This is a genomic window from Streptomyces sp. LUP30, assembly GCF_001746365.1.
In the GTDB taxonomy this organism is placed as follows: domain Bacteria; phylum Actinomycetota; class Actinomycetes; order Streptomycetales; family Streptomycetaceae; genus Streptomyces.
The window spans coordinates 34,072-50,628 of record NZ_MJAJ01000024.1; the positions used below are offsets into that span (position 1 = coordinate 34,072).

The 16,557-nt window shown below is 72.4% G+C and carries 16 protein-coding genes; 7 read left to right on the top strand and 9 right to left on the bottom strand.

What is annotated here, in order from left to right; translation table 11 throughout:
• Positions 1-412 precede the first annotated feature (412 nt).
• Together sigJ and BG482_RS20835 are read left to right on the top strand one after the other, a co-directional pair.
• Positions 413-1,360, top strand: a complete 948-nt coding sequence (gene sigJ / locus BG482_RS20830) for an RNA polymerase sigma factor SigJ (protein ID WP_069770574.1) — start codon at positions 413-415, stop codon at positions 1,358-1,360.
• A gap of 93 nt (positions 1,361-1,453) precedes the next feature.
• Positions 1,454-2,725: an NAD(P)/FAD-dependent oxidoreductase gene (locus BG482_RS20835; protein ID WP_069770575.1), complete on the top strand. Its 1,272-nt coding sequence runs from the start codon at positions 1,454-1,456 to the stop codon at positions 2,723-2,725.
• 138 nt (positions 2,726-2,863) lie between these two features.
• Here BG482_RS20835 and BG482_RS20840 read toward each other — a convergent pair whose 3' ends face one another.
• Together BG482_RS20840 and BG482_RS20845 are read right to left on the bottom strand one after the other, a co-directional pair.
• Positions 2,864-3,271 (bottom strand): NUDIX domain-containing protein, encoded by a 408-nt coding sequence (locus tag BG482_RS20840; protein WP_079141967.1) that lies wholly within the window; start codon positions 3,269-3,271, stop codon positions 2,864-2,866.
• 142 nt (positions 3,272-3,413) lie between these two features.
• Entirely contained in the window at positions 3,414-4,175 is a 762-nt protein-coding gene (locus tag BG482_RS20845; protein ID WP_069770576.1) for a phosphoglyceromutase, read from the bottom strand.
• A gap of 242 nt (positions 4,176-4,417) precedes the next feature.
• Between BG482_RS20845 and BG482_RS20850 the strand changes: the two genes are divergently transcribed.
• Complete coding sequence (locus BG482_RS20850; RefSeq protein ID WP_176741430.1) at positions 4,418-5,686, top strand: MFS transporter; 1,269 nt, start codon at positions 4,418-4,420, stop codon at positions 5,684-5,686.
• A 100-nt stretch (positions 5,687-5,786) separates the two neighbouring features.
• Here the strand turns inward: BG482_RS20850 and BG482_RS20855 are convergent, their stop codons facing one another.
• A complete protein-coding gene (locus BG482_RS20855; protein WP_069770647.1) occupies positions 5,787-6,197 on the bottom strand; it encodes a DUF2000 domain-containing protein in 411 nt (136 codons plus the stop codon).
• A 217-nt stretch (positions 6,198-6,414) separates the two neighbouring features.
• On the opposite strand from BG482_RS20855, the gene BG482_RS20860 reads away from it, so the two are divergent.
• Entirely contained in the window at positions 6,415-7,248 is an 834-nt protein-coding gene (locus BG482_RS20860; RefSeq protein WP_069770577.1) for an AraC family transcriptional regulator, read from the top strand.
• Positions 7,249-7,258: 10 nt separating this feature from the next.
• On the opposite strand, the gene BG482_RS20865 is transcribed toward BG482_RS20860, so the two are convergent.
• Positions 7,259-7,825 (bottom strand): YbjN domain-containing protein, encoded by a 567-nt coding sequence (locus tag BG482_RS20865; RefSeq protein WP_256096421.1) that lies wholly within the window; start codon positions 7,823-7,825, stop codon positions 7,259-7,261.
• Positions 7,818-9,155 (bottom strand): D-inositol-3-phosphate glycosyltransferase, encoded by a 1,338-nt coding sequence (gene mshA / locus BG482_RS20870; RefSeq protein WP_069770578.1) that lies wholly within the window; start codon positions 9,153-9,155, stop codon positions 7,818-7,820. The genes BG482_RS20865 and mshA overlap by 8 nt, the downstream gene beginning before the upstream one ends.
• Positions 9,156-9,379: 224 nt before the next feature.
• Here mshA and BG482_RS20875 point away from each other — a divergent pair, with 224 nt between their 5' ends.
• The 3 genes from BG482_RS20875 to BG482_RS20885 all read left to right on the top strand — a co-directional run bounded on the left by BG482_RS20875 (position 9,380) and on the right by BG482_RS20885 (position 13,363).
• Positions 9,380-10,198 carry an SAM-dependent methyltransferase gene (locus BG482_RS20875; protein ID WP_107450665.1) on the top strand — a complete coding sequence of 273 codons (819 nt, stop codon included), beginning with the start codon at positions 9,380-9,382 and terminating at the stop codon, positions 10,196-10,198.
• Positions 10,199-10,467: 269 nt separating this feature from the next.
• On the top strand, positions 10,468-11,580 hold the full coding sequence (locus tag BG482_RS20880) for a C40 family peptidase (protein WP_069770580.1): 1,113 nt from the start codon (positions 10,468-10,470) through the stop codon (positions 11,578-11,580).
• 304 nt (positions 11,581-11,884) lie between these two features.
• Positions 11,885-13,363 carry a PP2C family protein-serine/threonine phosphatase gene (locus tag BG482_RS20885; RefSeq protein WP_069770581.1) on the top strand — a complete coding sequence of 493 codons (1,479 nt, stop codon included), beginning with the start codon at positions 11,885-11,887 and terminating at the stop codon, positions 13,361-13,363.
• 87 nt (positions 13,364-13,450) lie between these two features.
• Here the strand turns inward: BG482_RS20885 and BG482_RS20890 are convergent, their stop codons facing one another.
• The 4 genes from BG482_RS20890 to BG482_RS20905 all read right to left on the bottom strand — a co-directional run bounded on the left by BG482_RS20890 (position 13,451) and on the right by BG482_RS20905 (position 16,511).
• The gene (locus BG482_RS20890) at positions 13,451-13,792 is read right to left on the bottom strand and encodes a DUF2516 family protein (RefSeq protein ID WP_069770648.1); all 342 of its coding nucleotides are present in this window, start codon (positions 13,790-13,792) and stop codon (positions 13,451-13,453) included.
• Positions 13,793-13,965: 173 nt separating this feature from the next.
• Entirely contained in the window at positions 13,966-14,646 is a 681-nt protein-coding gene (locus tag BG482_RS20895; protein ID WP_069770649.1) for a hypothetical protein, read from the bottom strand.
• Between the two features lie 164 nt (positions 14,647-14,810).
• Entirely contained in the window at positions 14,811-15,257 is a 447-nt protein-coding gene (locus tag BG482_RS20900; protein WP_069770582.1) for a helix-turn-helix domain-containing protein, read from the bottom strand.
• 111 nt (positions 15,258-15,368) lie between these two features.
• Positions 15,369-16,511: an NAD(P)/FAD-dependent oxidoreductase gene (locus BG482_RS20905; RefSeq protein ID WP_069770583.1), complete on the bottom strand. Its 1,143-nt coding sequence runs from the start codon at positions 16,509-16,511 to the stop codon at positions 15,369-15,371.
• Between the last annotated feature and the right edge of the window lie 46 nt (positions 16,512-16,557).

Consider the following 16,557-nt stretch of genomic DNA (forward strand, 5'->3'; position numbering starts at 1 on the left):
CGGGGGCGGAACCCCCGGCGGGGGACGTGACGGGGGCGGAACTCCCCGCGGGGGACGGCGAATCCGTCGGCTGGCACCCGGTCATCGCCAGGGCCGCCGTGGCCACCACGGCCGCCACCGCCGAACCCCGGCGCGCATGCCCGGGCCCCGCTCGCAGGACACCCCGGCTCCCGGCCCGGTTCTCCCGTCCGCTCCCGCGTCCGCTCCGCCGTCCGTCGACGCTTCCGCCCGCGCTTCCATCCGTGTCACGCATGCCGTTCCCCCGATTCAGAATCGGCGCGGGCGTCCGCCTCGCGCCGTTGTTCACCCCGGCAGACGACCCGGATGGTCACGAAGGTTCTTCCGGCCGGCCGCCTGTGACCCACTGGTGACGAAGGGCGGCCCGGGGCCCCCGCGGGCTAGGATCCGTGCCATGGCCCTGACCGTGAGCGACGTGGACCGGTTCGAGGCGGCGAGGCCCCGCCTGGAGGCCATCGCCTATCGGCTGCTGGGCTCCGCGAGCGAGGCGGAGGACGCCGTGCAGGAGACCTTCCTGCGCTGGCAGGCCGCCGACGTCGAGCGCGTCGCGGTTCCCGAGGCCTGGCTGACGAAGGTGCTCACCAACCTGTGCCTCAACCAGCTCACGTCGGCCCGCGCACGGCGCGAGACCTATGTCGGCGAGTGGCTCCCCGAACCGCTGCTCGCCGGGGACTCGATGCTCGGCCCCGCCGACACCGCCGAGCAGCGCGAATCGGTGTCGTACGCGGTGCTGACCCTGCTGGAGCGCCTCTCCCCCAACGAGCGGGCGGTGTACGTGCTGCGGGAGGCCTTCGACTACCCGCACCGGGAGATCGCCGAGATCCTCGACCTCACCGAGACCGCCAGCCAGCAGATCTTCCACCGCGCCAAGAAGCACGTCGCACAGGGGGGCAGGGCCCGCGTCGAGATCGACGAAGCCGCCGCCCGGCGCATCGTCGAGGAGTTCCTCGCGGCCGCCACCACCGGCCGGACCGAGCCGCTCGTGCGGCTGCTCACCCAGGACGCCATCGCGATCGGCGACGGCGGCGGGAAGGTCCCGGCCCGCGCCAAGGCGTTCGAGGGCGCCCTCGCGGTCGCGACGTTCATGCGCGGCCTGTTCAAGCCCAGTCAGGCCAAGCGGTCCATCGCCGGCGGCTCGCCCGACGTCTACGCGACGACCGCCAACGGAGCCCCGGCCCTCGTGGCGGTGCTCGACGACCGGGTCATCGGCGTCATGTGCCTGGAGATCGGCGCGGACGGCATCGCCGCGTTCCGCAACCAGGTCAACCCCGACAAGCTCGAACGCGCGACCAGGCGCTGGGCCGCCGTCGACCACGGGGAACCCCTGCTCCGCGCCTTCTGACCGAGATGTGAGCTGCTTCACATCGTTCTTCTGTCAGGAAACGGCGGGCCGCCCGGTTCAAGGGGCGAATCCGCTCAAGACAGGAGCAGCGACATGCAGCACCGCATCATCGTCCTCGGGGCCGGATACGCCGGAGCCATCGCCGCCGGGCGCCTCGCCAGGCGACTGCACCGCGAAGACGTCGCCATCACCCTCGTCAACGCCGAGCCCGACTTCGTCGAGCGCGTCCGGATGCACCAGCTGGCGGTCGGCCAGGACCTCAGGCCCCGCCCGCTCGGCGAGATGTTCGCGGGCACCGGCGTGCGACTGAAGATCGCGAGGGTCATGCGCGTCGACGTCGACCGCAGGACCGTCGCCGTCCTCGCCGCCGACGGCGCCGACGGCCCTGACGGCCCTGACGGCATCGAGGAGTTGGCGTACGACACCCTCGTCTACGCCCTCGGCAGCGGCTGGAACGACCAGGGCGTCCCGGGCGCCGCCGAGCACGCGCACCAGATCGCGGGCCGGGCCGGAGCGCTCCGGCTCCGCGCGCGCCTGTCCGGACTGGCCGCCGGACAGCCCGTGGTCGTGGTGGGCGCCGGCCTCACCGGCCTGGAGGCGGCGACCGAGATCGCCGAGGCCCGCCCGGACCTCGACGTCTCCCTCGCCGCCCGCGCCGGCCTGGGCGACTGGCTCTCGTCCAAGGGCCGCCGGCACCTGCGCAAGGTCGTCGACGATCTCGGCATCACCGTGCACGAGCACACCACCGTCACCGCCGTCGGGGCAGACCACGTCGTCACGGCCGACGGCAGGACCGTCCCGTCCGCCGCCACCGTCTGGACGACCGGCTTCGCCGTCCACCCCATCGCGCAGGCCACCGCCCTGGAGGTGACCGGCGCCGGTCAGATCGTGGTCGACCGGACCCTGCGCTCGGTCTCCCACCCCGACGTGTACGCCATCGGCGACGCGGCCCTGGTGACGGGCCCCGGCGACAAGCCGCTGCGGATGTCGTGCGCCTCGGGAGTCCCCACGGCATGGCAGGCGGCCGACGCCGTCGCGGGCCGCCTGACCGGGGGAAAGATCCCGGACGTGCCACTGCGCTACTTCAACCAGTGCATCTCGCTGGGCCGCAGGGAAGGCCTCATCCAGTACGTCACCGCCGACGACCGCGCCGTCAAGGCGGCCCTGACGGGACGGCCCGCCGCGCTCTACAAGGAACTGGTCTGCAAGGGCGCGGCCTGGGGCGTCGCCCACCCGCTCCTCGTGCCGACGGGACGTCGCCGCGTCGTCCGCGAACTTCCCCGGACGAACCCGACGGATGCCACGACCGTGACGAGCACCCCGAACACGGCGACCGACTCACCGGCGAAGACGCCGACGCCCTGACGCCCCGAACGCACCGAGCCCCCCGCCCACCGGAACCCCGTCTCCGCCCCGCCGGCGCCTGCCCCCGACCCGGGAGGCGGGGTCGGCGGAGCGGAGACCAGAGGAGACCAGAGGACGACCGCTCCCGGACTGCCGTCCTCAGGTGAGCCGCCCGGCCTCGCGAAGCGCGTCGAAGACCATGGCGTCGATGACGGAGACCCGATGCCGATCGGCATAACCGAACCACGCCTTCTCGGCGATCTCCCGCGCCGGGACCAGCTCGCCGCGGTGATCGGCGGTGTAACAGATCATCCGGAACGGGCCGTGCTCCGGATGCCCCTCGCCGACCTCGAACGTGCCGAAGTGCACCATGGAACCCGGGTCGATCGCCGCCTGCAGTTCCTCGTCGATCTCCCGTACCAGGGTCTCGCCGTCGGACTCCCCCGGCTCGCGATGACCGCCCGGGAAGTAGAACCGATCTCTGCCATGACTACGCGTCACCAGCACCAGGCCGTCCCGGACCAGAACCCACGCCACCTTCTCCGGCACACCGTCGCCCTCAGCCATGGCCCGGGACCGTAACGCAGAACCTCGCCGCCGTCAGCACCACCGCACACGGACCGTTCACCTCTCCCCCGACGACCCCACCCCGCCGAAAAGCCCCCCGACCGACGGAGAAACCGCGGCCAGGGGGCTTACTGGCGTTCGCTTACTTCTTCTTGCCCTGGTTTTTGACTGCCTCGATCGCTGCGGCCGCCGCTTCCGGGTCGAGGTAGGTGCCGCCCGGGGTGACCGGCTTGAAGTCCGCGTCGAGTTCGTATGCGAGGGGGATGCCCGTCGGAATGTTCAGGCCCGCGATGTCGGCGTCGGAGATGCCGTCGAGGTGCTTGACGAGGGCGCGCAGGCTGTTGCCGTGGGCGGCGACGAGGACCGTGCGGCCGGCGAGGAGGTCCGGGACGATGCCGTCGTACCAGTAGGGGAGCATCCGGTTGACGACGTCCTTGAGGCACTCCGTGCGGGGGCGGAGCTCCGGCGGGATCGTCGCGTAGCGCGGGTCCTCGGACTGGGAGAACTCGGTGCCGTCCTCGAGGGGCGGGGGCGGGGTGTCGTAGGAGCGGCGCCAGAGCATGAACTGCTCCTCACCGAACTCCGCGAGCGTCTGGGCCTTGTCCTTGCCCTGCAGCGCACCGTAGTGGCGCTCGTTGAGGCGCCAGGAGCGGTGGACCGGGATCCAGTGGCGGTCGGCGGATTCGAGGGCCAGCTGGGCCGTGCGGATCGCTCGCTTCTGGAGGGACGTGTGGACCACGTCGGGCAGGAGGTCGGCGTCCTTCAGGAGTTCGCCACCGCGGACCGCCTCCTTCTCGCCCTTCTCGTTGAGGTTGACGTCCACCCAGCCGGTGAACAGGTTCTTCGCGTTCCACTCGCTCTCGCCGTGGCGGAGGAGGATCAGCTTGTACGGTGCGTCGGCCATGCGTACGAGCGTAATCCACCACTCCGATGCGTTGTGCGGCCGCTCATACAGCGGACACGGCGAGGGCAGGAGGGCCCGCAGGACGGCCCGCAGGCGGCCGGGAGGGCGACGGCGGAACGCGTCGGGACGGCGGTGTGGGACCGCGACGATTGATCGGTTCTGTTAAATGAGTGGCCTCCGCTTCGGCTTCCCTCGTAAGTTCTGAGTGCTGCGTGCGCCACTTACATCCCGGGGGATCCGCCATGCCTGTCGCCGTACTGAGACGTGCTGCCCGCGAGACGTTGTCCGGGCTGCCCCGAGAGTTCTGGTGGCTGTGGACCAGCACCCTCGTCAACCGGCTCGGCGCCTTCGTCGCCACCTTCATGGCGCTGTATCTGACCCTGGACCGCGGCTACTCCGCCTCCTTCGCCGGGCTCGTCGCCTCGCTGCACGGGCTGGGCGGGGTCGTGTCGTCGCTCGGCGGCGGAGTCATGGCGGACCGGCTCGGACGGCGGCCCACCATGCTCCTCGCCCAGACAGCCACCGCGGCCTCCGTCGCGCTGCTCGGGTTCATGGAACATCCCGTCGCCATCGCCGGGGTCGCCTTCCTCGTCGGGATGGCCTCCAACGCCTCCCGGCCGGCCGTGCAGGCGATGATGGCGGACATCGTGCGGCCCGAGGACCGGGTCCGCGCCTTCTCGCTCAACTACTGGGCCATCAACCTCGGGTTCGCCGTATCCTCCACGGCCGCCGGGTTCATCGCCGAGGTCAGTTACCGGGCCGGTTTCCTCCTGGAGGCCGGGATGACGTTCGTGTGCGCGATCGTCGTCTTCCTCAAGCTGCCCGAGTCACGGCCCGAGCAGACGGACAAGGGCGTCGGCGACAGCGACAAGGCGGGGCTGGGGACCGTTCTGCGCGACGGGCGCTTCATGAGCGTCGTCGGGCTGTCCTTCCTCGTCGCGCTCGTCTTCCAGCAGGGGGCCGTCGGGCTGCCGGTGGCGATGGGCGCGGCCGGGTTCACGCCGGCCGACTACGGCATGGCCATCGCCGTCAACGGCGTCCTCATCGTCGCGCTGCAGATCCCCGTCACGCGGTTCATCGAGCACCGGGACCCCCGGCGGCTGCTGGTGATCTCCTCGGTGCTCGCGGGATACGGTTTCGGGCTGACCGCCTTCGCCGGATCGGTCGGCGTGTTCGCGCTCACCGTCTGTGTGTGGACCCTCGCCGAGATCGTCAACGCGCCCACGCAGACCGGGCTCGTCGTCCGGCTCTCCCCCACCCATGGCCGAGGCCGCTACCAGGGCATGTACACCCTCTCGTGGGCCGTGGCCTCCCTGGTCGCCCCGCTGATGTCCGGCCTCGTCATCGACCGGCTCGGCGCGCAATGGCTCTGGGGAATGTGCGCGGTGGTCGGGACGGCGGCGGGGCTCGGGTACGGGCTGCTGATGCGCCGGCTCCCGGACGAGGCGCCCGCGCCCGCCGCCGAGCACACGGCCGCCGCGTCGGCGAAGCCCCAGGTCAACGCCGCCTGAGCCGTCTGAGCCGTCGGTGCTGTCGATGCTGTCGGTGCCCTTCGGCGGCATCGGCGGCATGAGCGGCGCGGGCGCGTCCGCGGCACGGGCGGCATCCGCGTCACGGGTGCATCCTCGCCCCCTTCAGCACCTTGTCCACCGCGTTCTTCGGGCCGTACAGCGCCAGCCCGACCAGGTCGAGATCGGCCGTCGGCACGGCGCGCACCGCCGCGCGGTTGTCGCGGTCGTTGCCGGTGGCGAAGAGGTCGCCCGTGAACACCGCGCGCGGGAGGGACCGGGACAGCACGCGCGCGTGGGCGGTCTTCAACGTCTCCTTCGTGCCCTCGAAGACCAGTACCGGCTGGCGGAACATCGGCAGGCACGGGACGCCGTCCGCGTCCTCGTACGGCTCCCCGATCACCTCGGGGAGCTCCGTGCCGAGCCCGCTGACCAGGAAGGCGGTGACGTTCAGGCGCTGCCAGGTCTCCAGGTCCTCGCGCAGCAGCACGGCGATCTTCGTGTCGAAGCGGATCGGTTCGCCGTCCGCGGCGGGCGGAGCGGCCTGGGCTGCCTGGGCTGCCTGGGCTGCCTGGGCTGCCTGGGTGTTACCGGTGGCCGTGGGCTTCCCTGGGGCCGTGGTGCCCCCCGCGGCGGCGGTGTTCCCCGCGAGCGGCGTGTTCGTGGTGTTCGCGCTGTCCATACGACGAGACTGCCGGTCGTCGTCAGCCTCCGTCTTGTACGTTCTTTGCATGGCCGCCCAGCACCTGGCCGCACCGCCCACGGCCGACGTCTGCGCCTGGCGCCCCCGCGTGCCGGGCGTGGTGGAGGTCTTCCACGCCCACTTCACCGAGTACGCCTACCCGATGCACGTCCACGAGGCATGGACGCTGCTCATCGTCGACGACGGCGCGGTGCGCTACGACCTCGACCGGCACGAGCACGGGACGCCGCACGACACGGTCTCCCTGCTGCCGCCGCACGTCCCGCACAACGGCTCGCCCGCGACGCCGGAGGGGTTCCGCAAGCGGGTCCTCTACCTCGACTCCGGCGTGCTCGGCGAGGACCTCGTCGGCGCGGCCGTCGACGCGCCCGACGTGCGCGATCCCGTGCTGCGGCGGCGGGTGGGCCAGTTGCACTCCGCGCTCGCCCGGCCCGGCGACGAGTTGGAGGCCGACAGCCGGCTGACCCTGATCGGTGAGCGGCTGCGGGCCCGCCTCGGGCCACGCCTGCGGCCCGCCGCTCCCCCGCGCCCCGAACCCGGCCTCGCGCGGCGCCTGCGCGAACTCCTCGACGAACGGGTCGTGGCAGGTCTCACGTTGGACGAGGCGGCCGGGTTGGTGCAGGCCCATCCGGCCCACCTGGTACGGGCGTTCAGCTCGGCGTACGGCATCGCGCCGCACCAGTACCTGACCGCCCGCCGGGTCGATCTCGCCCGTCGGCTCCTGCTCGACGGGCTGCCGTCGGGCGAGGTCGCGGCGGCTTCCGGGTTCTACGACCAGGCCCATCTGACCCGGCACTTCCGCAAGTTGGTGGGGGTCACACCCGGACGGTACGGACGGCGGGGCGGTCCGTCCGGCAAGTGAACGGCGGCGGTCAGCCGGTCGGGTCCGTGGGATCCGCCGGGTCCGCGGAATCCGTCGGATCCGCCGGGCCGGAGGGGGCCGACGGCCGTTGCGTCAGGTGGGCGAAGGCGTCCAGGTTGCGCGTCGGCTCGCCCCGGGAGACGCGCCACTCGTACTCCCGCCGGATGGCGCTCGCGAAGCCCAGCTCCAGCAGGGTGTTGAAGGCGCCGTCGGCGGCCTCCAGGACCTGGCCCATGAGGCGGTCGACCTCGTCGGCGGTGACCGCGGAGAGAGGGAGGCGGGCGGTGACGTAGACGTCGCCGAGCTGGTCGACGGCGTATCCGACGCCGTACAGCTTGAGGTTGCGCTCCAGGAGCCAGCGGTGGACGCCGGACTCGTTCTCGTCGGGGTGGCGGATGACGAAGGCGTTGAGGGAGAGGGAGTGCCGGCCGACGATGAGGGAGACGGTCGTCCTGAGTTTGCGGGTGCCGGGCAGCTGGGCCACGTAGGCGCCGGGCTCGGTGCTCTCCCACTCCAGCTCCGCGTCCCGCAGGAAGGCCTCGATGGCCTGTGCGGCGGTCTTCTCCACGTCACCCATGCTCGGAGCGTACGCGACGGCGGTGGGACTGGGTCGCGGCCGCGTAGACGTCGGCCGTGGCGGCGGCCGCGGTGTCCCAGCCGAAGGACTGGGCGTGCGCGGCGGCGGCCGCGCCCATGCGGGCGGGCAGTTCGGGGCCGTCGGCGAAACGCGCGAGCACGCGCGCGTAGCCGGCCGGGTCGTGGCCCTGCACCAGGAAGCCCGTCTCGCCGTCCCGGACGGCCACCGGGAGTCCGCCGACCGAGGCGGCGAGCACCGGGGTGCCGGCCGCCTGCGCCTCTATGGCGACCAGGCCGAAGGACTCGCTGTAGGAGGGGACGACCAGCAGCGACGCCGCCCGGAACCAGTCGGCGAGCTGGTCCTGGTCGACGGGCGGACGGAACCGTACGACGTCCGCGATGCCGAGCCGCGCGGCGAGCTTCTGCAGCCCCTCCGGCTTGGTGAGGCCGCTGCCGCTGGGGCCGCCGACGATCGGGACGACGATGCGGGAGCGGAGCTCGGGTCGCTCGTCGAGCAGGACGGCCACCGCGCGCAGAAGGATGTCGGGCGCCTTCAGGGGCTGGATGCGGCCCGCGAAAAGGGGGATCAGGGCGTCCTGGGGCAGGTCGAGGCGGGCGCGGGCGGCGGCGCGGCCGTCCGCGGGGCGGAAGCGGTCGAGGTTGACGCCGGGGTGCACGACGGCGACCTTGCCGGGTTCGGCGTGGTAGTGCCGTACGAGTTCGTCGGCCTCCTCCGCCGTGTTCGCGATGAGGCGGTCGGCGGCGACGACGATCTGGGTCTCGCCGATGACACGGGCGGCGGGCTCGGGGGTGTCGCCGTCGGCCAGGTTGGCGTTCTTGACCTTGGCCATGGTGTGCATGGCGTGCACCAGGGGGGCGCCCCAGCGCTGGGCGGCCAGCCAGCCGACGTGGCCGGAGAGCCAGTAGTGCGAGTGCACGAGGTCGTAGTACCCGGGGCGGTGACCGGCCCAGGCCTGCATCACGCCGTGCGTGAAGGCGCACAGCTGGGCCGGGAGGTCCTCCTTGGCGAGACCCTCGTAGGGGCCGGCGTCGATGTGCCGGACGAGGACCCCGGGGGCCAGCTCGACCGTCGGCGGGAGACCGCCGGTCGTCGCGCGCGTGAAGATCTCGACCTCGATGTTGATGGCGGCGAGGCGCTGCGCGAGTTCGACGATGTAGACGTTCATGCCCCCGGCGTCACCGGTGCCGGGCTGGTGGAGCGGAGAGGTGTGCACGGAGAGCATCGCGACGCGGCGGGGGCGGCGGTGGAGCCTGAGCCGCGAGGGAGCCGCCGTGGAGCGACGCCCGAGCCTGTTGGCGTACTGGCTCACGGGCCGTTCCTCCTTGCTGCGGGCATGCCGGAAGGAGGGTGTGGCGCGCCCTCCAGGGGGGTGCAACGCCGGTCGGAGGGATTCCCATTCCGGGCGGGTTAAGGAAGGGGGCGGTTTTTGCCGAGTCATTACCCTGTGTCGCTCAACCGTTCGAGGGCGGTGTGCGTGGGGCCCGGCCAAGGGGCCGGCCGGGCCGGCGCCGGCGCCGCACTACCCTCTCGGGTATGACATCCCACGCCTCCGTCCGCCCCGTGGGCACGGTCACGCGCGGGACGACGAATCCCAACCGGCTGCGCCGCATGGACCGCTGGATCGCCGCGACGCACGGCGCCGAGCTGCGTCGCGCCGTCGACCCCGTCGCCGTCGACCTCGGTTACGGGGCCGCGCCCTGGACGGCCGTCGAGCTGTTGCACCGGCTGCGTGCGGTCGCGCCACGCGCGCGGGTCGTCGGCGTCGAGATCGAGCCCGCCCGGGTCGCGGCCGCCGCGCCGTACGAACGCGAGGGGCTGGTCTTCCGGCACGGCGGGTTCGAGGTCCCGGTCGCCCGGCGGCCGCACCTCGTGCGCGCCGCCAACGTGCTGCGGCAGTACGACGAGGGCGAGGTCACCGGCGTCTGGGAGCGTCTGTGCGCGCGGCTCGCACCGGCCGATCCGGCCGTCGGGTCCCGTGGAGGTCTGCTGGTCGAGGGGACCTGCGACGAGATCGGGCGTCGGCACGTGTGGGTGGCGCTCGGGCCCGAAGGGCCGCGCACGGTCACCTTCGCGACCCGGCTCGGCTCCCTGGAACGCCCCTCGGACCTGGCCGAACGGCTGCCCAAAGCGCTCATCCACCGCAACGTCCCCGGCGAGCCGGTGCACGCGTTCCTGCGCGACTTCGACCGCGCCTGGGCGGCGGCCGCGCCCTACGCGTCGTACGGCGCCCGTCAGCGGTGGATCCGCGCGGTACGCGCCCTGACGGCCGACTGGCCGGTGACGGACGGGCCGGTGCGATGGCGTCAGGGCGAAGTGACGGTGCGGTGGGGCGCGTTGGCGCCCAGGGACTGAGCGGGACCCCTCCCCGGCCGCCGGGAACGATCTCCGTGCGTCGTTCGTCACACAGGCGGGGAGATCGTCATATCGGGGTGGTGAGAAGGGGAAGGACCGGTTCGGCCGCTCTTCGGGTCTGCCGTTCCGCCGCCGTCGTCACTGTTGCCGTCGTCGTCGCCGTCGTCACTGTCGCGCCGTCGTCACTCTGTCGTTTTCGGCTGTGACATGGCACGATCCCCCGAGCGCCGTAAGTTACTGACGGTTAATCAGGGGTTGGGGGACGGGGTATGGGAACGGGCAAGCGCGGCCTGCTCGCGACGGCTGTGGCCGTGGTCTGCGCGATCACCGTGCTGGGGGCGCCCGGCACCGCGTTCGCGAGCCCGATCCCCGCACCGACCACCACGTCGACGCCGACGCCGACCGCAGGCGCCCAGGCCCCCGCGCTGCCCTCGACCGCGACCGCGGACAAGAACCTCGAGGCCGTCCGCGCCCGGCTCGAGACGCTGTACCACGACGCCGCGGTCGCCACCGACGCCTACAACGCGGCGGAGGAAGCGGCCCAGAAGCAGTCGGCGGAGATCGTCGAGCTGGCCAAGAAGATCGTCGCGGGCCAGCAGAAGCTGGCTGAGCTGAAGGACCGCGCGGGCGCCGCGGCCCGGGCCCAGTACCGCACCGGCGGCCTGCCGGACGAGGCGCAGCTGATGCTGAGCAACGACCCGTCGGAGTTCCTCGACGGCGCGGGCCGGGTGCGCCAGGGCCAACGCGCGACCAAGGGCCTGATCACTCAACTCACCCGCACGCAGCAGGACTTGGAGCAGTACTCCAAGGACGCCTCGGCACAGTGGGCGAAGCTGGAGGCGGGCCGCAAGATCAAGGCTGCGGCCCAGAAGAAGATCGAGAAGCAGATCTCGGAGGCCGAGAAGCTCGAATCCCGGCTGGAGAAGAAGGAGAAGGCGCGCCTCGAAGAGCTGGAGCGGCAGTCCGCGCAGAAGGCGCAGACCGCCTGGCTGGACACCGGCATCCTCCACGAGATCGACAGCGCGGCGTCCGTGCAGGGCAAGAAGGCCGTGCAGTTCGCCACCGCGCAGGTCGGCAAGCCGTATGTGTGGGGCGCCGAGGGCCCGGACAGCTTCGACTGCTCCGGACTGACCTCCGAGGCGTGGAAGAGCGCCGGCAGGGCGATGCCGCGCACCTCGCAGGAGCAGTGGCAGCAGTTGCCGCACGTGCCGGTGGAGGACATGCGCCCCGGCGACCTGATCATCTACTTCAGCGACGCCAGCCATGTGGCGATGTACGTGGGCGACGGTTCGATCATCCACGCCCCGCGCCCGGGCCGTACGGTCACGCTCGCCGGGGCCGGTTCGATGCCGATACTCGGGGTCGTACGACCGGACGCGTGACCGGAGACGCCGGCCGGGGCGGGTGACCTGGCGGGCGCGGCCGGCGAGTCGGTGACTCAGGCACGTGACCCACGACACCCTCGTCCGCGCCCCAAACCCGGGGCGGACGTGACGTTCGTCATTCCCGCCCGGTTCCCGGCGTGCCCAACTGCGGTACGGAACGCGGCATATGACAGTGGCCAGAGATCAAGCACCGTGCTTCACACCATTCCGTTGCGACGCCTTCTGCCGCTATGGTCCCGGTCGGTGGGTCGAGGTCCCTCGCCCCCGCCAGCCCTCGGGGGGAGGGAAGGAACCCAAGACGATGCCCGTACCCGTACCGCGGCAAAGAGCGATCCCGGCCGTGGAGAGTGGTCAGGCGCATGCCGCGCCCGCAGTCGGCGGTCCCTCCACGGAAGAAGCCGTCCGCAACGAAGACGCCGGTCGCAACGAGGCGACGCCCGCCGAGAGCGACACCCCGCTCAACGCCACGCCCGCCGACGGCGTCCACCATGGCGTGAGCACGACCGGAGTGAGCCAGACCGGAGTCAGCGCCACCGGAGTCGGGGCCGCCGGCGCGAGCGGTGGCGACGCGGCCGCCGCCGGCGCGGCCTCGGCCCACACCACCCTCACCCTGCTCCTGATCGAGGACGACCCCACGGCCGCCCCGATCGTCCGCGACCTGCGCGACTCCGACGACAGGCCCATCCGGGTGCGCACCGCCCGCAACCTCACCGAGGCCGAGCGGCTGCTCACCGACGACGTCCACTGCATCCTGCTGGACCTCGCCCTGCCCGCCCCGGGCCGCGCCTCCGCGGCCGCCGGAGACGACGACGAGCTCGCGGTGCTGCGGCATGTGCTGCGGCTCGCGCCCCGTCACGCCGTGCTCGCGCTCACCGCGTCCGGCGACGCCCAGCGCGGCGCCGAGGCGGTGCGCGTGGGCGCCCAGGACTACCTCTTCAAGGACGAGCTGGACGGCCGGCTGCTGAGCCGCGCGATCCGCTACGCGGTGGAACGAAGACGTTCCGACACGGCCGAGCGGCGGCTCGCCGAGGGCAAGCTGCGCGCGCAGGAGAACGCCCGGCTGGAGCGCGGCCTGCTGCCCACGCCCCTCCTCGAAGGCTCACCGCTGCGCTTCGCCGCCCGCTACCGCCCCGGCCGCTCGCGCGCGCTGCTCGGCGGCGACTTCTACGACACCGTCCGCACGCCGGACGGCACCGTGCACGCCATGATCGGCGACGTCTGCGGGCACGGCCCGGACGAGGCGGCGCTCGGCGTGGAGCTGCGCATCGCCTGGCGCGCGCTGACCCTGGCGGGTCTGTGCGGGGACCAGTTGCTGAACACTCTCCAGCAGGTGCTGGAGCACGAACGCGACGACGACGAGATCTTCGCGACCCTGTGCACGGTGGACATCGCGCCCGACGGCCGCCGGGCGGGCCTGTGCCTGGCCGGTCATCCCGCGCCGCTGATCGCCCGCCCGGACCGGCCCGCGCGTCTGCTGCCCCACGACAACAACGGCCCCGCCCTCGGCCTGCTGCCGGGCGCACGCTGGCCGCGGACACAGGTCGAGCTGGGGGCCGAGTGGAGCCTGATGATGTACACCGACGGCCTGATCGAGGGGCGGATCGGCGAGGGCCGGGAGCGGCTGGGTCAGGACGGCATGGTGGAGATGATCCGCCGGCAGCTCTCCGAGGGACTGAGCGGGGAGGCGTTGCTGCGGGCCGCGGTGAACGAGGTGCGTGAGCTCAACGGGGGCGAGCTGACGGACGACGTGGCGGTCGTCCTGCTGGACCGGGTTCCCTGACCGGGATCCGGCCCGCCGGGTTCGACAGGGAGGAAAGGTCCGTCCGGTCCGCCCCGCCCGGTTCCTCCGTCCGTCCGTCCCTCCGGTCTAGCGTCCGCCGTTGTACGGGCCGTACGGGCCGTCGCTGCTGCTTCCGCCGCGTCGGCGGCCCCAGCCGCCGCCCGAGACCTGCCTGAGGGCGGGACGGACGTCCACGAAGAAGACGATCGTGGCGACGAGGCCCGCGAGCTGCAGGAAGAGCATCGGCACCAGCAGGTTCACCGCGACCGCGATGCCCAGGATGATCAGCCAGAAGCCCTTGTTCTGCTTGTCGGCGGCCCGGTAGGCGTCGTCACGGAACACGGCCGCCATCACCAGAGCCACCACGGCGAGGACCAGCATGGCGAGGTACAGCAGCCACATCAGTCCCGCGAAGCCTGACATCAGCACAACGCCCACCACCCGATCCGACGCGTCTCGACTCGACCTGCTCGTCCTGTGCGGTCACGGTACCCGCAACCGCCCTTCCCCTACCCGTACAACGGGCCGGGCACCGCATCAGTGCCCGGCCCGTGACCGTATGTCGATATCGCTGTCAGCCGTGTCCCTCCCGGCCGCAGGTCTCACTTGGCGGGCGGCGTCGTCTTCTTCGCGACGGGCTTGCGCACCGGAGCCTTCTTGACGGCGGGCTTCTTCGCCTCCGGGGCGGGCACGGTGACGGCGGCCGGAGCGGGCTTCGGCGCGGCGGTCTCCTTGACCTGGACCGGAGCGGTCTTCGGCTCGGCGCTCGGCTGGGTGTTCGGCTCGACCGCGATCGCCAGCTCCTCGATCTCCTCGGCCGCCTCACCGCGCCAGGTCCGCACGGCCTGCTCGCCGTGCTCGGCGACCTTCTCGTAGGTCTCGCGGGCCTTGACGGCGTACTCGGCGGCGACGCCGACACCGCGCAGCGCGAAGTCCTGGGCGGACTCGCCGAGCTTCTTCAGGTCGGCGTCGAGGGTGCTGCCGAGCTTCTTGATGTCGCCGTCGAGGGTGCTGATGAAGTCGGTGACCTTGGACTGGAGGGATTCCTGCGCCTCCTTGGCGCGGGCGGTCGCCTCCTTGGCGCGGGCGCCGGCCTTCTCCTGCACGGTCTTGGGGTCGGTGTTGCGGACCGCCTCGAGGCGGGCCGGGGCCTCGGTGCGCAGCTGCTCGACCAGGCCGGGCACCTTCTTCGCCTGCTGGAGGGCCAGGTCGGCGGTGCCCGCGGCGAAGTAGAGCGGAGTCGGGTCGCTGAGGGTCTTGCGCAGGTCGTCGGTGATGGCCATGGTGAAGGTCCTCCCGGATTGACGTTCGTCGTACAGGTCGTGTGCGTCGTATGCGTCGTGCGAGCCGAGTACGTCGGACACCTCGATCACATCGAGTGCGTCCACTGCGCCCTCGGCCGAGGGTCGTGCGGTTCCGCAGCGGTGCGGCCGGTCCCCTGGTCCGGTCAACCGGCCGTCTGCTGCGGATCGGCGTCGCTCTCCCGCGCGCGGGCGTCCACGCCGTCCACGCCGTCCACGCCGCCGTGGCCGCGACCGTCGCTCCCGATCCCGTTCTCCTTGCGGAAGGACTCGTAGATCTGGAGCAGCGCCAGCTTCTGCGCCTCGGTGAGCGTGGGGTCGGCGAGGATGACCGCTCGGGTCTCCACCTCGTCCCGGTCCCGCTCCGCGTCGAGGATGCCGGCCCGGACGTACAGCGTCTCGGCGGAGATCCGCAGCGCCTTGGCGACCTGCTGCAGCACCTCCGCGCTCGGCTTGCGCAGCCCACGCTCGATCTGGCTCAGATACGGATTGGACACTCCGGCGGCGTCGGCGAGCTGCCGCAGCGACAGTTGCGCGTTGCGCCGCTGCTCGCGCAGATACTCGCCGAGATTGCCGACGTTGAGCGATGCCATGCCTCCACCTTGCACCACCCGCGCTAACTATTGCAAGCACCCGCTTGCAAAAGTGCGCCACACCACTCGGGAGGAGCACGGCGGCCGCACACGGCGACCCCGGCCGGGGGGTCAGGAGGGCTGGACCTCTTCGAACTGGGCGAGGGCTTCGGCGGGGTCCGGGCCCACCAGGCGTTCCAGGCCGGCCGTCGTGATCTCGGCCCACTTGGCGGCGCGCGCCCACATCCGCTCCTCGAAGGCACGGACGACGTCGTCCAGACGTCGGGGGCCGGCGTCGACGTCGGCGCCCGGGCCGACGGCGATGGCCTCGGCGAGTTCGGCGCCTTCCAGCATCGCGAGGTTCGCGCCCACCCCCAACGGGGGCATCAGATGGGCGGCGTCGCCCAGGAGCGTCACTCCGGGGACATGGGTCCAGGTGTGGCCCACGGGCAGGACGTGGAGCGGACGGTGGGCGAAGGCCGCGCCGTGGCGGAGGAGGTCCAGGACGGGAGCGGCCCAGCCGTCGAACAGTGCCAGCAGGCTCGATCGCACGGCCTCGACGTCGGCCGGATCCAGGTTCGCGTGCCAGTCCAGCGGCGCGCGGAACCGGGCGTACACCTTGACGTGGCCGCCGCTGTTGCGCTGCGCGACGAGGCTCCGGTTCGGGCCGTACACGGCGACGGAACCGTCGCCGATCAACCGGGCGAGGTCGGGGTGGCGGGTGTCGACGTCGTCCAGGGAGGTCTCGACCACGGTGATGCCGGTGTAGCGCGGCGTCACCGAGGTGACTGCGGGGCGGACCCGGGACCAGGCGCCGTCCGCGCCGACCACGAGGTCGAACGACTCCTGCCGCCCGTCCGCGAAATGGACCAGTACGCCGTCCCCGGTCCCCGGCGTCACCCGCGACACGCCCCGCCCCCACCGGACGTCGAGAGAGCCGAGCAGCAGGTCACGCAGTTGCCCGCGGTCGATCTCGGGATTGGCCCGGTCGTCGGGACGGGGGCGCCAGTCGCGCAGGACGGTCCCGGCCGTGTCCAGGATGCGCATGGCCTGTCCCTCGGGACGGGACAGCTGCCGGAACTGCGGCAGCAGTCCCGCCTTGTCCAGTGCGAGCTGGCCCAGCCCTTCGTGCAGGTCCAGGGTGCCGCCCGGAGGACGCGCATCGGGGGCGGGATCGCTTTCGAGGACGGTGACGGGGTGGCCATGGCGGTGCAGGACACGGGCGAAGGTCAGACCGCCGGGACCGCTCCCGACCACTGCGATGCGATGCCTCATGTCGATACACCGTATTGTCATAGGACGGTGTATCGCAAGAGTACGG